The organism is Blastococcus sp. VKM Ac-2987 (assembly GCF_026967805.1).
Classification (GTDB): domain Bacteria; phylum Actinomycetota; class Actinomycetes; order Mycobacteriales; family Geodermatophilaceae; genus Blastococcus.
Window position 1 is genome coordinate 75,418 of the sequence record NZ_JAPVBG010000004.1, and the last position, 16,679, is coordinate 92,096.

16 protein-coding genes are annotated in these 16,679 nt (G+C 74.5%); 9 read left to right on the forward strand and 7 right to left on the reverse strand.

Annotated features, from left to right (window positions below; translation table 11 throughout):
- Positions 1-50: 50 nt before the first annotated feature.
- Entirely contained in the window at positions 51-1,484 is a 1,434-nt protein-coding gene (locus O2W17_RS21290; protein WP_269194484.1) for an NAD(P)/FAD-dependent oxidoreductase, read from the reverse strand.
- Positions 1,485-1,636: 152 nt separating this feature from the next.
- Here O2W17_RS21290 and O2W17_RS21295 point away from each other — a divergent pair, with 152 nt between their 5' ends.
- The gene (locus O2W17_RS21295) at positions 1,637-2,263 is read left to right on the forward strand and encodes an alpha/beta fold hydrolase (protein ID WP_269194537.1); all 627 of its coding nucleotides are present in this window, start codon (positions 1,637-1,639) and stop codon (positions 2,261-2,263) included.
- A 13-nt stretch (positions 2,264-2,276) separates the two neighbouring features.
- On the opposite strand, the gene O2W17_RS21300 is transcribed toward O2W17_RS21295, so the two are convergent.
- On the reverse strand, positions 2,277-3,695 hold the full coding sequence (locus tag O2W17_RS21300) for a xylulokinase (RefSeq protein WP_269194485.1): 1,419 nt from the start codon (positions 3,693-3,695) through the stop codon (positions 2,277-2,279).
- A gap of 254 nt (positions 3,696-3,949) precedes the next feature.
- Between O2W17_RS21300 and O2W17_RS21305 the strand changes: the two genes are divergently transcribed.
- Together O2W17_RS21305 and xylA are read left to right on the forward strand one after the other, a co-directional pair.
- Positions 3,950-5,239 (forward strand): ROK family transcriptional regulator, encoded by a 1,290-nt coding sequence (locus O2W17_RS21305; RefSeq protein WP_269194486.1) that lies wholly within the window; start codon positions 3,950-3,952, stop codon positions 5,237-5,239.
- Positions 5,240-5,365: 126 nt separating this feature from the next.
- Positions 5,366-6,529, forward strand: coding sequence for a xylose isomerase (xylA, locus tag O2W17_RS21310; protein ID WP_269194487.1), 1,164 nt, complete (start codon positions 5,366-5,368; stop codon positions 6,527-6,529).
- Positions 6,530-6,572: 43 nt separating this feature from the next.
- Here xylA and O2W17_RS21315 read toward each other — a convergent pair whose 3' ends face one another.
- From O2W17_RS21315 to O2W17_RS21330, 4 genes are all read right to left on the reverse strand, one after another.
- Entirely contained in the window at positions 6,573-6,986 is a 414-nt protein-coding gene (locus tag O2W17_RS21315) for a hypothetical protein (protein WP_269194488.1), read from the reverse strand.
- A complete protein-coding gene (locus tag O2W17_RS21320) occupies positions 6,986-7,525 on the reverse strand; it encodes a cupredoxin domain-containing protein (RefSeq protein ID WP_269194489.1) in 540 nt (179 codons plus the stop codon). The genes O2W17_RS21315 and O2W17_RS21320 overlap by 1 nt, the downstream gene beginning before the upstream one ends.
- A 98-nt stretch (positions 7,526-7,623) precedes the next feature.
- Entirely contained in the window at positions 7,624-8,559 is a 936-nt protein-coding gene (locus O2W17_RS21325) for an alpha/beta hydrolase family protein (protein WP_269194490.1), read from the reverse strand.
- Between the two features lies 1 nt (position 8,560).
- Positions 8,561-8,908: a hypothetical protein gene (locus O2W17_RS21330; RefSeq protein ID WP_269194491.1), complete on the reverse strand. Its 348-nt coding sequence runs from the start codon at positions 8,906-8,908 to the stop codon at positions 8,561-8,563.
- A 55-nt stretch (positions 8,909-8,963) separates the two neighbouring features.
- Here O2W17_RS21330 and O2W17_RS21335 point away from each other — a divergent pair, with 55 nt between their 5' ends.
- Positions 8,964-9,512, forward strand: coding sequence for a helix-turn-helix domain-containing protein (locus tag O2W17_RS21335; RefSeq protein WP_269194492.1), 549 nt, complete (start codon positions 8,964-8,966; stop codon positions 9,510-9,512).
- Here O2W17_RS21335 and O2W17_RS21340 read toward each other — a convergent pair.
- A complete protein-coding gene (locus tag O2W17_RS21340; protein ID WP_269194493.1) occupies positions 9,502-10,005 on the reverse strand; it encodes a hypothetical protein in 504 nt (167 codons plus the stop codon). The genes O2W17_RS21335 and O2W17_RS21340 overlap by 11 nt on opposite strands.
- Positions 10,006-10,183: 178 nt before the next feature.
- Between O2W17_RS21340 and O2W17_RS21345 the strand changes: the two genes are divergently transcribed.
- The 5 genes from O2W17_RS21345 to O2W17_RS21365 all read left to right on the forward strand — a co-directional run bounded on the left by O2W17_RS21345 (position 10,184) and on the right by O2W17_RS21365 (position 16,672).
- On the forward strand, positions 10,184-11,320 hold the full coding sequence (locus tag O2W17_RS21345; RefSeq protein WP_269194494.1) for an ROK family protein: 1,137 nt from the start codon (positions 10,184-10,186) through the stop codon (positions 11,318-11,320).
- A 190-nt stretch (positions 11,321-11,510) separates the two neighbouring features.
- Entirely contained in the window at positions 11,511-13,115 is a 1,605-nt protein-coding gene (locus O2W17_RS21350) for a sugar ABC transporter ATP-binding protein (protein ID WP_269194495.1), read from the forward strand.
- A complete protein-coding gene (locus O2W17_RS21355; protein WP_269194496.1) occupies positions 13,112-14,311 on the forward strand; it encodes an ABC transporter permease in 1,200 nt (399 codons plus the stop codon). Before O2W17_RS21350 ends, O2W17_RS21355 begins: the two co-directional genes overlap by 4 nt.
- 101 nt (positions 14,312-14,412) lie before the next feature.
- A complete protein-coding gene (locus O2W17_RS21360) occupies positions 14,413-15,435 on the forward strand; it encodes a substrate-binding domain-containing protein (protein ID WP_269194497.1) in 1,023 nt (340 codons plus the stop codon).
- 67 nt (positions 15,436-15,502) lie between these two features.
- Positions 15,503-16,672, forward strand: a complete 1,170-nt coding sequence (locus O2W17_RS21365) for a Gfo/Idh/MocA family protein (RefSeq protein WP_269194498.1) — start codon at positions 15,503-15,505, stop codon at positions 16,670-16,672.
- Positions 16,673-16,679: the final 7 nt, after the last annotated feature.

Genomic DNA, 16,679 nt, shown 5'->3' on the forward strand with positions numbered 1-16,679 from the left:
GGAGCGCACCGGCGCGGGGGAGCAGCGTCCGTCCCGGCCGGTGCGGGGGCTCACGCGGATTCGCGCTGCGTGATGTCCTCGTTCGACGGGTCGGTGTTCTTGGGGCCGCCGGTCTTGGAGACCTCCCAGCCCGGGCCGAGCTGCTCCAGGGCCAGCCGGCCGTAGACCTGCTGCTGGGTGGCCACCCGCTCGGACCGGCCGCGGCCCAGGAAGCTGACCATCCAGTGCAGCACCGTGGTGACGCGGCTCTTGAACCCGACGATGTACATCAGGTGCACGACCAGCCACAGCACCCAGGCGATGAACCCGCTGAACTTGAACCTGCCGATGTCGGCCACCGCGGAGAAGCGGGAGATCGTCGCCATCGAGCCCTTGTCGAAGTACTCGAAGGGCTTCTGCGGCGCCTTGCCCGCGGCCCGCCGCTCGATCGCCTCGGCGGCGTAGCGCCCGCCCTGGATGGCGACCTGGGCGACACCGGGGAGCTTGTCCAGCGCCATCATGTCGCCGACCACGTGGATCTCCGGGTGGCCGGGGAGGGTGAGGTCGGGCTGCACCGAGATGCGGCCGGCGCGGTCGACCTCGGCACCGGTCTGCTCGCCGAGCTTCCGGCCCAGATCGCTGGCCTGCACGCCGGCGGCCCAGATCTTGGTCGCCGCCTGGATCCGGCGGACCTGGCCGTCGGTGTCCTTGACCGTGAGGCCGTCGGCGTCGACGTCGGTGACCATCGCGCCCAGCTGGACCTCGACGCCGATGCCGTTGAGCTGCTGCCGGGCGCGGTCGCCGAGCTTCTTGCCGAAGGAGGGCAGCACGGCGGGGGCGGCGTCGAGCAGGATCACCCGGGCGCCGGTCGGGTTGATGTTGCGGAAGTCGCGGCGCAGCGTGCGGCGGGCCAGCTCGGCGATCTGCCCGGCCATCTCCACGCCGGTGGGGCCGGCCCCGACGACGACGAAGGTCAGCAGCCGGTCGATCTCGGCCTGGTCCGTGGCGATCTCGGCGAGCTCGAAGGCGCCGAAGATCCGGCCGCGCAGCTCGAGGGCGTCGTCGATGCTCTTCATCCCGGGCGCGAACTCGGCGAACTGGTCGTTGCCGAAGTAGGACTGGCCGGCGCCCGCTGCCACGATCAGCTCGTCGTAGGGGTGCACGATCTTGCGGCCGAGGATCTCGGAGCTGACCGTGCGGGCGGCGACGTCGATCTCGGTGACCTCGCCGAGGACCACGCGGGCATTCTTCTGCCGGCGCAGGATCTCGCGGGTGGCCGGGGCGATCTCGCCCTCGGAGAGGATGCCGGTAGCCACCTGGTAGAGCAGCGGCTGGAACAGGTGCTGGGCGGTCTTGCCGATGAGGGTGATGTCCACCGGGGCCTTGCCCAGGGCCCGGGCGGCGAACAGCCCACCGAAACCCGAGCCGACGATGACCACGCGCGACCGGCCGCCGGGGGAGTCGCTGCGGGCCTGCGCCTGCGCCTGCGCTGGTGATGTCGTCATGATGATTCATCCTCCCACTCGGGTCCGTGCGGATCGTGCCCGCCCTCGGGAGATGCGGGACACACTCCGTCGCGCCGGCTCCGCTCGGCTCGCGGACCCGGGGTGCGGCCGGTAGACCCCACGGGGTGCTGCCTTCGATCTCCGTCGTTCACGTGCCCGGTCTGGGGCTGGATGAACGTTCTTCGCGCAGGTTGCGCCAGGAACTTCCGGGCAGCGTCGTGGTGCTGCCGGGCATGGGGGAGGCCGCACCGGTGCCCCCGCTCGGCGAACTGGCCGCCCGCCTGGCCGAGGCGCTGCCCGAGGGGCCGGTGGTCCTGGTCGGGCACTCGCAGAGCTGCCAGGTGGTCGCGGCCGCCGCGACCGACCCCCGGGTGGCCGCCCTCGTGCTGTGCGGCCCGACGACCGATCCGCGGATGCGCCGGTTCCCGGTGCTCGCCTGGCGCTGGGTGCGCACCGCGCTGGCCGAGCCGTGGTGGCAGGTGCCGCTGATCCTGCGCCAGTGGCTGCACACCGGCCCCCGGGCCATGGCCGCGCTGTGGCGCACGGCGTCACCGGACCCGATCGGCGCGCGGTTGCGCCGCTTGCGGGTGCCGGTCGTCGTCGTCCGGGGCGCCCGGGACGCGCTGTGCCCGGCGGCCTGGGCGCGGCAGGTGGCCGCGAACGCGCCCGGGGGCCGGCTCGTGGTGCTGCCGGGCGCGGCGCACATGGTCGTGCAGACCCACCCCGCCGAGCTCGCCGACGTGCTCCGCTCGGTCGGCGCCGGGCGGGCAACGGGGTGACGCGCCGGTCCGCCTACTGGCCGTCGGTGCGGCCCCGCACCTCCGCGTAGCGCTCGCGGACGTGGGTCGCCGCCGGTGCGTCGAACTCCTGGAGCCCCGGCTGCGGCCACTCCGGTGCCGCCGCGTCGCCGGAGAGCACCCAGGCGGCCTGGCGGGCGGCACCGTCGGCGACGTACTCGCCGGGCGGCGGCACGAGGACGGGGCGGCCGAAGATGCCCGGCGCCAGCTGCTGGACGGCCGCCGAGCGGGCCGCCCCGCCGACCAGCAGCACGCGTTCCACGGTCACGCCCTGGGCGACGACGGCCGCGATGCCGTCGGCCAGCCCGCAGAGCAGGCCCTCCACCGCGGCCCGGGCCCAGTGGGCGGGCGTCGAGGTGCGCAGCGTGAGCCCGTGCACCGAGCCGGTGGCGTCGGGCAGGTTCGGCGTCCGCTCGCCCTCCAGGTACGGGACGAGCACCAGGCCGTCGGCGCCCGAGGGGGCCGACAGCGCCAGCTCCGAGAGGGTCGCGTGGTCGACGCCGAGCAGCGCGGCGGCCGCGTCCAGCACGCGGGCGGCGTTCAGCGTGGCGACCAGCGGCAGGTGGTTGCCGGTGGCGTCGGCGAACCCGGCGACGGTGCCGGTCACGTCGGCGACCGCCGTCGCGGTCACCGCCGACACCACCCCGGACGTCCCGATCGAGACGACGACGTCGCCCGGGCGGGCCGCGAGGCCGAGCGCGGCCGCCGCGTTGTCGCCGGTGCCCGGGCCCAGGACCGCGCCGGAGCCGGCCAGCGCCCCCACCCGCTCGGCCGGCCCGGCCACCCGCGGCACGGCGGGCCGGCGCCCGCGCAGGGCGCGCTCCAGCAGGTCCAGGCGGTACTCCCCGGTGCGCGCCGACCAGTAGGCGGTGCCGCTGGCGTCGCCGCGGTCGGTGACCAGGGTGCCGAGCTCGCGGTCGGCCGACAGCCGCCAGGTCAGCCAGTCGTGGGGGAGGCAGACCGCTGCGGTGCGGTCGGCGTTGCCCGGTTCGGCGTCGGCCAGCCAGCGCAGCTTCGCCGCGGTGAACGAGGCGACCGGGACCACCCCCACCGCGTCGGCCCACGCCTGTCGGCCGGCGGCCTCGTCGCCGTCCCCGAGCTCGCGGATGAGGTCGGCGGCCGCGGGGGCCGACCGCACGTCGTTCCACAGCAGCGCGTCGCGGACGACCTCGCCCCGCTCGTCCAGGCAGACCATCCCGTGCTGCTGGCCGCCGACCGCGACGGCGGCCACGTCGTCGAGCCCACCCGCCTCGGTGGCGGCCGCGCGGAACGCGTCCTCCCACGCCTGCGGGGCGACCTCGGTGCCGGGCGGGTGCGGTGCCCGGCCGGAGCGGACGAGCGCCCCCGTGCCGGCGTCCCGGACGACGACCTTGCACGCCTGCGTCGAGGTGTCGACCCCCGCGACCAGGGTCATCGGGCCGCCCTCCGGCCCGCGGGAGCGGCAGCAGGGACGGAACGGGCCGCGGCGGGCCGGAGCGGGGACACGGAGGTCATGAGAACGGCACCTTAGGCGGCGTCGTCCGCTCGTGCCCGGCGGAGGTCGCGCGGGCCGCACCGGCCACCCGTTCGTGACCCGCGCCACGGGTCGTCTTGACCGCCCGACCCCGGACCCCTAATTTGTTTGTTGATCCGACGAATACCGGCAGACCGCTCCCCGAGGAGGTGCGCATGGCCGAGGTGCCCCCGCTGTACGACGGGTCCGCCGAGCGGCGCGCACCCGCCGACCAGGCCACGGTCCGGCGCACCAACCTGGGCCTCGTGCTGCGGCACCTCCGCGACCACGGACCCCGCTCCCGCGCCCGCATCGCCCAGGAGACCGGGCTGAACAAGGCGACGGTCTCCAGCCTGGTCGCCGAGCTCGCCGATCGGCGGCTGGTGACCACCGGCGACGTCGACCGGGCCGGCTCGGTGGGCCGGCCGGGCCTGACCGTGCACCTGGACGGCCGCGGCGTCTGCGGCATCGGCGTGGAGCTCAACGTCGACTACGTGGCCGTGCTGGTCCCGAACCTGCGCGGGGAGGTGCTCTTCGAGCAGCGGCTCGCCCTGGACATCCCCTCGCTGGGCGCCGAGGCCACGCTCGACGCGGTGGCCGGCGTCGTCACCGACGCCGTCGCCGCGGCCACCGCCGTGGGCGCCTGCCCGGCCGGGCTGACCGTCGCGGTCGCCGGGCTCGTCCGCAGCGCCGACGGCGTGGTCACGCTGGCCCCCAACATCGGCTGGCGCGACGTCGCCGTCCTGGACGGCCTGCGGGCCCGGCTGGACGTCGACTTCCCGATCCGGGTGGAGAACGACGCCAACCTGTCCGCGATCGCCGAGTGGGCCCTGGGCTCCGAGGCGCGCACCCCCGACCTGGTCTACCTGACCGGTGAGGTCGGCGTCGGCGGGGGCGTGATCGTGGCCGGACGGCTGCTGCGGGGCGCCGGCGGTCTCTCCGGCGAGGTCGGGCACACCACCCTCGGTGATCCGGACGTCGTCTGCGGCTGCGGGCGGCGGGGCTGCTGGGAGACCGTGGTCGGCCTGGCCGCGCTGCTGCGCGCCGCCGCGGAGCCCGGTGACCCGGTGAGCGACCCGGCGCGCGACCTGGAGACCCGGCTGGCGGAGGTGGCCGCCCGCGCCGAGGCCGGTGACGCCCGCACGCTCGCCGCCCTGCACCAGGTCGGCCGGTCGCTCGGGACGGGCGCCGCCGTGCTGATCAACCTGTTCAACCCGCGGGTGGTCATCCTCGGCGGCTACTTCGCCGTCCTGGGGCGCTTCCTGATGGCGCCGCTGCTGACCGAGCTCGAGGCCCGCGTCCTGGCGCCCGGCGTGGCCGGCGCCCGGGTCGTGCTCTCCACCCTCGGCTTCACCGCCGCGGTCCGCGGAGGTGCGCACGTCGCCCTCGAACCGGTCCTCGACGACCCCACGCTCGTCCCCGTCCCCGTCCCCGAGCTCGCGTCCTCGGGCGCGGAAGTGAGGTGACCGGTTGAACACCCTCGCCACCGGCGAGCACGATCCCGCCGTCCGCCGGCGGGCCCGCCCTCCCGCGGGTCCCCGGCGCCGTCGAGCACAGCGCCCCCGATCGATCCACTGGACGGAGATCCCCGCATGACCGACCGATTCACCCCCACCAAGGACGACAGGTTCAGCTTCGGCCTCTGGACCGTGGGCTGGCAGGGCGTCGACGTCTTCGGCGGCGCCGTGCGCCCCCCGCTGGACCCGGTGGAGGCCGTCCACCGGCTCGCCGAGCTCGGCGCGGCCGCGGTCACCTTCCACGACGACGACCTGGTCCCCGACGACGCCACCCGCGAGGCCACCCTCGAGCGGTTCAAGAAGGCGCTGCAGGAGACCGGTGTCGGCGTCGAGATGGCGACCACCAACCTGTTCGGCACCCCGGTCTTCAAGGACGGCGGCTTCACCGCCAACGACCGCGCCGTGCGCCGGTACGCGATCGCCAAGGTGCTGCGCAACATCGACCTCGCCGCCGAACTGGGCGCGAAGACCTACGTGCTGTGGGGCGGCCGCGAGGGTGCGGAGTCCGGCGGCACCAAGGACGTCGCCGCCGCCCTCGACCGGTACAAGGAGGGGCTCGACGTCCTCTGCTCGTACGTGCGCGAGAAGGGTTACGACATCCGGTTCGCGCTGGAGCCCAAGCCCAACGAGCCGCGCGGCGACATCCTGCTGCCGACCATCGGGCACGCGATCGCCTTCATCAACGAGCTCGAGGAGCCCGACCGCGTCGGGCTCAACCCCGAGGTCGGGCACGAGGAGATGGCCGGGCTGAACTTCGCCCAGGGCATCGCCCAGGCGTTGTGGCACGGCAAGCTCTTCCACGTCGACCTCAACGGCCAGCACGGCCCGCGCTTCGACCAGGATCTGCGCTTCGGTGCCGGCAACCTGCGCGGCGCCTTCTGGACCGTCGACACCCTGCTGGGGTCCGGCACCGGGAAGGCCTACGACGGCTACGTCCACTTCGACTACAAGCCGCCGCGGACCGAGGACATCGACGGCGTCTGGGAGACCGCCCGCGCCTGCATGCGCAACTACCTGATCCTCCGGGAGAAGGCGCAGGCGTTCCGGGCCGACCCGGAGGTCGCCGAGGCCCTCGATGCCGCCCGCGTGGGGGAGCTCGCCGTCCCCACCCTGGCCGACGGCGAGAGCCTCGACGCGCTGCGCGCCGAGGCGCACGACCCGGTGGCGCTGGGCGAGCGCGGCCTGCAGTTCGAGCGGCTCGACCAGCTGGCCATGGAGCACCTGCTCGGCGTCCGCTGACGGTGCCCGGAGCGGGCGGGCGGGAACAGCCCGCCCGCTCCGGTCAGCCCGGCCGTCGCCGGGCGAGACCGGCGACGGCCGTCAGCACCACGACCGCGGCCGCCTCGATCCAGAACGTCTCCCACCACAGCGGTGCCGCGGTGCTCTCGACGAAGCCGAACAGGCCCACGGTGGTCGACAGGATCAGGGCCACCAGGGTCGCGAGCGCGGTCACGGCCCCCAGGACGGCGGCCGCCCACAGCAGCCGGCGCGGCACGGCCAGGAGCAGGACGGCGAGCGCGAAGCCCGCGATCGCGTTCAGCATGAACGCCGGCCCGATCACCTCGATGGTCCGGTAGCCGTCGAACCACAGATCCAGGTGCAGCCAGCCCATCGCGGCGAGCAGGGCCGCGCCGGCCACGCGCAGGACCCAGGTGAGCAGCTCCGAACGCCGGCTGCGGGTGGTGGTCGTGGTCATCAGGCGACCTCCACGCTGACCTCCATGCCCATCGCCCGGTGGGCGCCGACGGAGCAGTAGAAGGCGTAGGACCCCGGCTCGAGGGTGACCGTGAGCGTCTCCGACTGCCCCGGCTGCAGGATCCGCGTGGCGGCGACGTCGGCGCCGTCGAGCTCGATGACCAGGTCGTGGCTGGCGTCGCCCGCGTTGACCACCTCGAACTCGTAGGTGCCGGCGTCGTAGCTGTCCTCGTCGAGCTCGATGGCGAAGTCGATGAGCTGCGCCGCGACGGTCTCCGCCCCCTGCTCGCCGGCCGGCGCGGACGGCTGGGTGGACGACGGGGCGGACGGCTGGGTCGACGGCGTGGAGGCTGCCGACGAGCCCGGGGCCGACGTCTCCGTCCCGGGCTCGACCTCGGCGCTGGTCTCGGCCTCCGCCGCGACCGCGGAGCCGGCGTCGGCGGCGTCGTCGTCCGCGCCGCAGCCGGTTCCGACGAGGGCCAGCCCCGTGATCGCGGCGGCCAGGCGCAGGGCCGCAGGACGGGCGTTCCAGGAGCGCACGAGGACCTCCTCCGGACGGGCCGCCGGGCCGGCGGCTCTCGTGGGACCGAGATCCTGGGGCGCGGCGGTCCCCGGCGGAAGGGTTTTCCGTGCGCCGATCAGGCCGTCGTCGCGCCGTCGGCCGGTGTAGTCGTTCGATGACACCACGTCACGACGATGTCGACGACCAGCGGATCGACCGGGTCCTTCAGCTCCCGCCTGTAGGCGCTCATGCTGGGCGGCCCCGGCTGTCGGCGCAGGGTGTGCGTGAGGTCGGGGACGCGGTGGGTGTCGACCGGCCCGCCCACCGCCGCCGCGATGACGTCCAGATCGTCGGCCGGGACCTGCAGGTCCTTGCTCCCGGTGAGCGCCAGGACGGGCACGGACACCCGACGGAGGTCCTCGCGCGGGTCGTACGCCAGGAACTCGCGGTGCCAGCGGGCGTTGATCCGGGCGCCGCCGATGCGGGCGACGTCCGTGGTGGTGGCCTCGATCCGCCGGTGGTTGGCCGCCACCTTCGCCTCCAGGTCGGTCCGGAGCAGCCGGAGCAGGGCGCGCACCGGCCGGGGGAGCGTGGGGGCTATCTGCCGCGCCTGCCAGCGGAGCAGCTCCTCGCCGGGGGTGGCGCTCATCGCGAGCAGCACCAGTCCGGCCACCGGGGCGCCCCGGGCGGCCAGCGACGTGGCCAGGATCGCGCCTTCGCTGTGCCCCGCGAGGAGCACGCGGCCGGCGTCGACCTCCGGCCGTCCGCGGAGCAGCTCCAGGGCAGCGCCGAGGTCGTCGACGTTGTCGTGCAGCCCGGCCGCCCGCCAGTCGCCGGGGCTGCCGCCGACGCCGCGCTTGTCGAAGCGCAGCGAGGCGATCCCCGCTCCGGCCAGCGCGACGGCGAGCTGCCGGGTGACGTCGAAGCGGGTGCGGCGGTGGTTGGAGTCGCGGTCCACCGGGCCGGACCCGGGGGCCAGCAGGACGGCGGGCGCCGGCAGCGGGGCGTCGGGGAGGGTGAGGGTGCCGGCGAGCGGGGCCGGCCCGGGCACCTGCACCGGGACGTCCCGCACGTCAGCGGCCCACGGGAAGCGAGGCGGCCACGGCCGCGGCGTCGTCGGACCCGACGAGGAGCGTGTCGTACCGCTGGCCGGTCAGACGCACCCGCACGGCCGGCTGGCCGCGGCGCACGCAGACCAGCATGCGCTCGCCGGGGCGCCGCCAGGTGCCCACCTTCCGCAGGCCGGGCAGCGCCAGCCCGGGGGCGCGCAGCCCGCGGGTCGCCGGCAGGGCGTCGGTCGTGACGTCCACGGCGCTGATCGCGCTGCGCGGCACGGTGACGTCCCGCAGCAGGCCGGCGATCTTCTCGCGCCGGGTGAGGCGGACCGACAGGGTGGACGGCGTCAGTTGCAGGGTGGCCATGCCGACCACTATTCTCATCGATAAGAACGTTGTCAACTGTGAGAATGGTGGTCGCGTGAACTCGGTCGACCTCCTGCTGCACCCGGTGCGGCTACGCGTGGTGCAGGCGTTCCTGGGGGAGCGGACGCTCACCACGGGGGAGCTCCGCGAGGAGCTCGCCGACGTGCCGGCGGCGACGCTCTACCGGCACGTCGGCGTGCTGGCCGACGCGGGGGTGCTCGAGGTGGCGGGGGAGCGCAAGGTCCGCGGCGCCGCGGAGCGCAGCTACCGGCTGGTGCTGGAGGCGGCGAACGTCTCCGCCGACGACCTCGCGGCCATGAGCGCCGAGGACCACCGGCAGGCCTTCACCACCTTCGTCGCCGCCCTGCTGGCCGACTTCGACCGCTACCTGGCGCGCGGGGAGCCGGACCTCGCCCGCGACGGGGTCGGGTACCGGCAGGTGGGCATCTGGCTCACCGAGGCGGAGTTCGGCGAGCTGGCCGGCGACATGCGCGCGGTCCTGCAGGCCCGGCTGACCAACCGGCCCGGCGACGGGCGCCGGCGCCGGCTGGTCGGCCTGGTGCACCTGCCGGGGGACGAGCCCCCGGAGGCGGTCAGGCGGTGAGGCGCTTCCGGGCCCTGGCGGCGCGCTTGTTCGCCTTGTCCAGCGTCTTCGCGGCCTTGCGCACCCGGCGCGGCTCGCGGTCGACCGTGCCGCGGACCAGCAGGCCGATCCCGATGCCGAGCAGCCAGCTGTCCTTGGCGATCGACAGGCCCGCCTCGGTGGGGGCGAGGCTGCCCTCCTTCCGCATGCCGGGCGTCTTCAGGTAGAGGCCGAGCAGCCCGCCGGAGAAGGCGGTGAGGGCGGCGCCGGCGACGGCGGTGGGCACGAACGGCGTCAGCAGCGCCGCGCCGACGGCGATCTCGGCGGTGGAGAGCGCCCTCGCGAACTGCAGCGGCTGCAGCTGCGCGAGGAAGGGGTAGGTGCCGGCGGCGAAGCCGTGCATGCCGGCCGCCGCCTCCTCGTCGGCGGCGCGCTTGCCGAGGCCGCTGTGCAGGATGAAGGCGCCGGCGGAGATCCGGGGCGCGATCTCGGACAGGGTGATGGGCAGACCCATGGGGGCACCTCTCTGGTCGACGGTGCTGGTGCGGTGCTCAACCAGCCGAGCCAGACCAGTGCCCCCGCCGCTCGGCGTCCAATCGTGGCCGCAGACCGCCGGGCACGTCACGTCCCCGGGGGTGGCGGCTGCGGCGTGTCACTATGGCGGCGTGGCGTCCACCTCAGCGTCTGCCGGCGTGCTGCTGCGCCATGTGCGGACCGGTCGCGCCCGGAGCCGGGCGGACCTGGTCGCGCTGACCGGCGCCTCCCGCAACACGGTGAGCGCGCGGGTCGACCAGCTGATCGCCGCCAACCTCCTCGAGGAGGGTGGGCGCGGCTGGAGCACCGGCGGCCGCCCGCCGACGCTGCTGCGGTTCAACAGCGGCGCCGGCTGCGTGCTCGCCGTCGACCTCGGCGTGACCAGCGTGGACGTCGCGGTCACCGACCTCTCCGCGCAGATACTCGGGACCGTCGGCCATCCCATCGACATCGCCGACGGGCCGGCGCCCGTGCTCGCGGAGGTCGACCGGCTGGCCCAGCAGGTGCTCGCCGAGGTCGGGCTCACGGCGGCCGACGTGTGCGCCGTCGGCGTCGGCGTGCCCGGGCCGGTCGAGTTCTCGACGGGGCGGCCGTCCTACCCGCCGATCATGCCGGGCTGGCACGACCACCCCATCCCCAGCGCCTTCGGCCGCTACGAGTGCCCGGTCTACGTCGACAACGACGTGAACGTCATGGCCCTGGGCGAGATCGGCGTCGCGGGTTCCGTGCAGGACGTGCTCGTCGTCAAGGTCGGCACCGGCATCGGCTGCGGCGTGATCGTCGACGGGCGGGTGTACCGGGGTGCGCAGGGCAGCGCCGGCGACATCGGGCACATCCATGTCGCCCAGCCCGACGGGCGGACCGTCGTCTGCCGCTGCGGGCAGGAGAACTGCCTGGAGGCGATCGCCGGTGGCGGGGCGCTGCTGCGCGACGCCGTCGCCGCCGGGTTGCCGGTCGAGACGGTCCGCGAGGTCGTGCGGCTGGCCGCCCAGGGGGACGGGGTGGCGCTGGAGCTGGTCCGCGGTGCCGGGCGCACGATCGGCACGGTGCTCGCCGCGCTGGTCAACTTCTTCAACCCGCACCGGATCGTCATGACCGGCGGCGTCGCCCAGGCCGGCGTGCCGTTGCTCGCGGGCATCCGGGAGGCCGTCTACCGGCGCTCGATGCCGCTGGCCGCCCGGGCGCTGGAGATCACGGTGAGCGAGGCGCCCGACCGCTCCGGCCGGGTCGGGGCGGCGCTCATGGCCATCGAGGAGTTCCTCGACGAGGAGTCGGTCCAGGCCCTCGCGAGGTGACCCGGGGTCCTGCGGGCCCCCGCCGGCAGCCCGTTGCGCGGCTCGGTCGTTCCCGGCGGTGGGGCCGGCCGCGTTCACCCGGTCGGTTGCAGTTCGGTAACCGCGGCCCAGCTCCTTGACCCCCTGTGACGCGCCACATATGTTGCTGCCTCAGCGGACTAATGGTCAATGGTGAGCAAAAGTGCCGGAGGTGAGCACGGTGGCCGGTGCACGGGTGGGGCACGACGACGCGGCAGGTGCGCCCCTGCTGGCGATGCACGGCATCGTCAAGACCTTCCCGGGGGTGCGGGCGCTCGACGGTGTCGACCTCGACGTCCGCGCCGGCGAGGTGCACTGCCTCCTCGGGCAGAACGGTGCGGGGAAGTCGACCCTGATCAAGGTGCTCGCCGGGGCGCACCAGCCCGACGGCGGGCAGATCGAGTGGCGCGGCGAGCCGGTCTCGCTGACCAACCCCCAGGCGGCGATGAAGCACGGGATCGCCACCATCTACCAGGAGCTCGACCTGGTCGCCGGCCTCACCGTGGCCGACAACATCTTCCTCGGGCGTGAGCGGTCGCGCTTCGGCCTGGCCCGGCCCGCGCCGGCGAACGAGGCCGCCGGGAAACTGCTGACCCGGCTCGGCCACCCGGAGATCCGGCCCACCGCCGAGGTCGGCTCGCTGCCCGCCGCCGCCCAGCAGATGGTCAGCATCGCCCGGGCGCTGTCGCAGGACGCGAAGCTGATCGTCATGGACGAGCCCTCGGCCGTCCTCGACAACGAAGAGGTCCAGCACCTCTTCGAGGTCATCCGCGACCTAACCCGGGACGGCGTGGCGGTCGTCTACATCTCCCACCGGCTGGAGGAGATCCGCGAGGTCGGTGACCGGATCACCGTGCTCAAGGACGGGCGCACCGTGGCCACCGGGCTGCCGGTGCGCGACACCTCCACCCGCCAGGTGATCGAGCTGATGACCGGCCGGGACATCGAGTACGTCTTCCCCGACCGCCGGCCGGTCGCCACGGCGGAGCCGTTGCTCTCGGTGCGCGACCTCGGCCTGCGCGGCACCTTCCACGGGGTGTCCTTCGACGTCCGCCCGGGCGAGGTCGTCGGCCTCGCCGGCCTCGTCGGGTCGGGGCGGTCGGAGATCCTGGAGACGGTCTACGGCGCGCGCCGGGCCACCAGCGGCACCGTCTCGGTCGCGGGCCAGCAGCTGCGACCGGGTCGCGTCTCCGCCGCGGTGCAGGCCGGGGTGGGGCTGGCCCCCGAGGAGCGCAAGAGCCAGGCGCTGCTGCTCGGCGACGCCGTCTACCGCAACATCAGCATCGCCAGCCTGGCCCGGTTCGCCCGCGGGGGCTTCCTCTCGGGCGGCAGCGAGAAGGACGCCGCGCGCGAGCAGGTGCAGGCTCTCGACGTCCGGCCGGCCGACGTGGACCGCGAGGTGCGGACGCTGTCGGGCGGCAACCAGCAGAAGGTCGTGCTCGCCCGCTGGCTGCTGCGCGACTGCCGGGTCCTGCTCCTGGACGAGCCCACCCGCGGGGTCGACGTCGGGGCCCGCTCGGAGATCTACGCGCTGATCCGCGAGCTGGCCGACCGCGGGGTGGCCGTCGTCGTGGTCTCCAGCGAGATCCCGGAGGTCCTCGGCCTGGCCGACCGGGTGCTGGTGATCTCCGACGGAGCGGTCGTCGCCGAGCAACCGGCCGACGCGCTCGACGAGCACGCCGTGCTCGACCTCGTCATGGAGGGAACGGTCGGCCCGCGCCCGCGCGGCGACCGGCAGCAGGCCACCGCACAGCCGCACGAAGGGGACGTGGCATGACCGGCAGCACCGCGACGACCGGGGGATCGGGCGCACCCGCGCCGTCCCAGGACCGCGCGCCCGAAGGCACCAACGGCAAGCGCTCCGGCCTCATGGGCGGGTCGGCGGGGCCCCTGGTCGGCCTCGTCGTGGCCCTGGCCCTGCTCTGCGTCGTCGGCGCGGTCACCGCGCCGGAACGGTTCGTGGACATCGACAACGTGCTGACCATCCTGCGGCTGGCCGCCGTCGTCGGCGTGGTCAGCGTCGGCATGACGTTCGTGATCATCGGCGGCGGCATCGACCTGTCGGTCGGCGCGCTGGTCGCGCTGTCGTCGGTGTGGGCCACCACGCTGGCCACCCAGCAGATGGCCGACGACACCCACTGGATCGTCATGGTCTTCACGGCGGTCGCGGTCGGTGCGGGGGCGGGGCTGGTCAACGGCGTCGTCATCGCCTACGGGCGCCTGGTGGCCTTCATCGCGACCCTGGCCATGCTCGCCGCGGCGCGGGGTCTGGCCGAGATCATCGCCAACCGCCGGACCCAGATCGTGCAGAACGACGGCTTCCTCGACTTCTTCGGCGGCGACGTCCTGGGCGTCCCGATGCTGGTGATCATCTGGGCGCTGGTGTCGGTCGCCGGCTGGATCCTGCTGAACCGCACGACGTTCGGCCGGCACACCTTCGCCGTCGGCGGCAACGCCGAGGCCGCACGGCTCGCCGGGATCCGCGTGCAGTGGCACACCCTCAAGCTGTACGTGCTCTCCGGCATCACCTGCGGCATCGCCGCCGTGATGCTGATGGCCCGGACGACGACCGGCAGCTCGACCCACGGCACGCTGCTGGAGCTCGAGGTGATCGCCGCCGTCGTGATCGGGGGCACCCTGCTCACCGGTGGCCGCGGCACGATCGTCGGCACCGTCCTGGGCGTGCTGATCTTCGTCACGCTCGGCAACATCTTCACGCTCAACAACCTGTCCAGCTCGGTCCAGGCGGTCGCGCGCGGCGTGATCATCGTCGTCGCCGTCCTGCTGCAGATGCGGCTGGCCGAGGGCCGGGGTGGCGGACCCGGCTGGCTGACCCGACTGCGCTCCGGCCGGGGCGAGTCCTCCTCCGGCGGACCTGTCGCCGGGGGCACTCCGGCGGGCGCGGTGGCCGGCGGCACGAGCGTGCCCGGCGCCCCGGGCGGCGACCGGCCCGGCACCGGCTCCACCCACTGACCCCACCCGTTCCCACCCGACCCTGCCGGCGACCCGCCGGAGAAGGCACACCGAGGAGAGAAACCATGTCTGCAGCGAGGCAGCGCCCCTACCGTCGCCTGATGTCCACCGCGGTCGCACTGGCCGGCGCCGGCGTGCTCGTCGCCGGCTGCACCAGCAACGAGCCGGAGAACACCGCGTCGGAGGGCGGCGGCGGGGACTCGGTCGCCAGCTCGAACGACGAGACCGGCGAGACCGTCCGGATCGGCTTCTCGGCCCCGGCGGCCGACCACGGCTGGATGGCGGGCATCACCGAGGCCGCCCGCGCCGAGGCCGAGAACTACGAGGACGTCGACCTGATCGTCGCCGAGGGCACGAACGACGTCAGCACCCAGATCAGCCAGGTCGAGACCTTCATCAACGAGGGCGTCGACGCGATCGTGCTGCTGCCCTTCGACGGTGCCGCGATGACCCCGGTCGCGCTGCAGGCGATGGAGGCCGGCATCCCGGTCATCAACGTCGACCGCGAGTTCAACAGCCCGTTCGCCGCGCGCGCCACCATCCTGGGCGACAACTACGGCATGGGCGTCTCCGCCGGCACCTACATCTGCGAGCAGGTGGGCGACAACCCCGACGCCGTCGTCGCCGAGATCGCCGGCATCGACTCCCTCCCCCTGACCCAGGAGCGCAGCCAGGGCTTCGCCGACGCGCTCGCCGACTGCGGTCTCGACGTCGACAACCGCGTCGCGGCGGACTTCACCGTCGAGGGCGGCGAGGAGGCCGCGGCCAACCTGCTCCAGGCCGCGCCGCAGCTCGACGCCCTCTGGAACCACGACGACGACCAGGGCGTCGGCGTGCTGGCCGCGATCCAGAACGCCGGCCGCGACGAGTTCACCATGGTCGGCGGCGCCGGCTCGGCGAACGCCATGCGCGAGATCCAGGAGGGTGACTCCGTCCTCCAGGCGACCGTCATCTACCCGCACACCCAGGCCGCCGACGGCATCGCCCTGGCGCGCCTGATCGCGCAGGGCAAGTCGCTGTCCGACCTGGTGTCGCCCGAGGTGCCGCGGGAGATCGTGCTCAACGCCCCCGTCGTCACCGCCGAGAACGTCGAGGACTACATCGACCGCGCGTTCGAGTCCTGATCCGTCGACGGCGCAGCAGGGGAGCGCCCGCGCTCCCCTGCTGCGCCATCCCCGCTGGGAGAAGCACATGACCCCCACCCTCGGCGTCGGCCTGATCGGCTACGCCTTCATGGGCGCCGCGCACTCGCACGCGTGGCGCACCGCCCCCCACTTCTTCGACCTGCCGCTGCGGCCGGAGCTGACCGTGCTGGCCGGCCGGGACGCCGCCAAGGTCGCCGAGGCCGCCGGCAAGCTGGGCTGGTCGGGCACCGAGACCGACTGGCGGCGGGTCATCGAGCGGGACGACGTCGACCTGGTCGACGTCTGCACGCCCGGCGACACCCACGCCGAGATCGCGATCGCCGCGCTCGAGGCCGGCAAGCACGTGCTCTGCGAGAAGCCGCTGGCCAACACCGTCGCCGAGGCCGAGGCGATGGCCGAGGCGGCCGCGAAGGCCGCCACCCGGGGCATCCGGTCGATGGTCGGCTTCACCTACCGGCGGGTGCCCGCCATCGGGCTGGCCCGGAAGCTGGTCGCCGAGGGCCGGCTCGGGCAGATCCGGCACGTGCGCGCCCAGTACCTGCAGGACTGGATCGCCGACCCGTCCGCCCCGATGTCGTGGCGGCTGGAGAAGGACAAGGCCGGCTCCGGCGCGCTCGGCGACATCGGCGCGCACGTCGTCGACCTGACGCAGTTCATCACCGGCCAGACGCTGACCGGGGTCAGCGCGACGCTGGAGACCTTCGTGACCGAACGCCCGCTGCCGACCGAGACCGGGAAGCTCGGCGGGGTCGGCGGCGCCGAGACGGGGCAGGTCACCGTCGACGACGCCGCGGTCTTCCTCGGCCGGTTCACCGGGGGCGCGCTCGGCGTGTTCGAGGCCACCCGGTTCGCCCTGGGCCGCAAGAACGGCATCCGGATCGAGATCAACGGCTCGGCGGGCAGCCTGGCCTTCGACTTCGAGGACATGAACGTCCTGCAGTTCTTCGACGGCGGCGAGCCCGCGGAGACCGCCGGTTTCCGCCGGATCATCGTCACCGAGCCCGAGCACCCCTACGTCGCTGCCTGGTGGCCGGCCGGCCACGGCCTCGGCTACGAGCACGGCTTCACCCACCAGGTCGTCGACCTGGTCACCGCCATCGGGGCGGGGGAGGACCCGGCGCCGTCGTTCGCCGACGGGCTGCAGGTCCAGCGCGTGCTCGACGCCGTCGAGCGCAGCGCCGCCGACCGCTCCACCTGGACCGAGATCCCCTCATGACCACCTA

Coding starts and splice junctions, on each gene's coding strand:
- O2W17_RS21290 (WP_269194484.1), bottom strand. CDS start 1,484: ATGACGACATCACCAGCGCAGGCGCAGGCGCAGGCCCGCAGCGACTCC.
- O2W17_RS21300 (WP_269194485.1), bottom strand. CDS start 3,695: ATGACCCTGGTCGCGGGGGTCGACACCTCGACGCAGGCGTGCAAGGTC.
- O2W17_RS21305 (WP_269194486.1), top strand. CDS start 3,950: ATGGCCGAGGTGCCCCCGCTGTACGACGGGTCCGCCGAGCGGCGCGCA.
- xylA (WP_269194487.1), top strand. CDS start 5,366: ATGACCGACCGATTCACCCCCACCAAGGACGACAGGTTCAGCTTCGGC.
- O2W17_RS21315 (WP_269194488.1), bottom strand. CDS start 6,986: ATGACCACGACCACCACCCGCAGCCGGCGTTCGGAGCTGCTCACCTGG.
- O2W17_RS21330 (WP_269194491.1), bottom strand. CDS start 8,908: ATGGCCACCCTGCAACTGACGCCGTCCACCCTGTCGGTCCGCCTCACC.
- O2W17_RS21340 (WP_269194493.1), bottom strand. CDS start 10,005: ATGGGTCTGCCCATCACCCTGTCCGAGATCGCGCCCCGGATCTCCGCC.
- O2W17_RS21355 (WP_269194496.1), top strand. CDS start 13,112: ATGACCGGCAGCACCGCGACGACCGGGGGATCGGGCGCACCCGCGCCG.
- O2W17_RS21360 (WP_269194497.1), top strand. CDS start 14,413: ATGTCCACCGCGGTCGCACTGGCCGGCGCCGGCGTGCTCGTCGCCGGC.
- O2W17_RS21365 (WP_269194498.1), top strand. CDS start 15,503: ATGACCCCCACCCTCGGCGTCGGCCTGATCGGCTACGCCTTCATGGGC.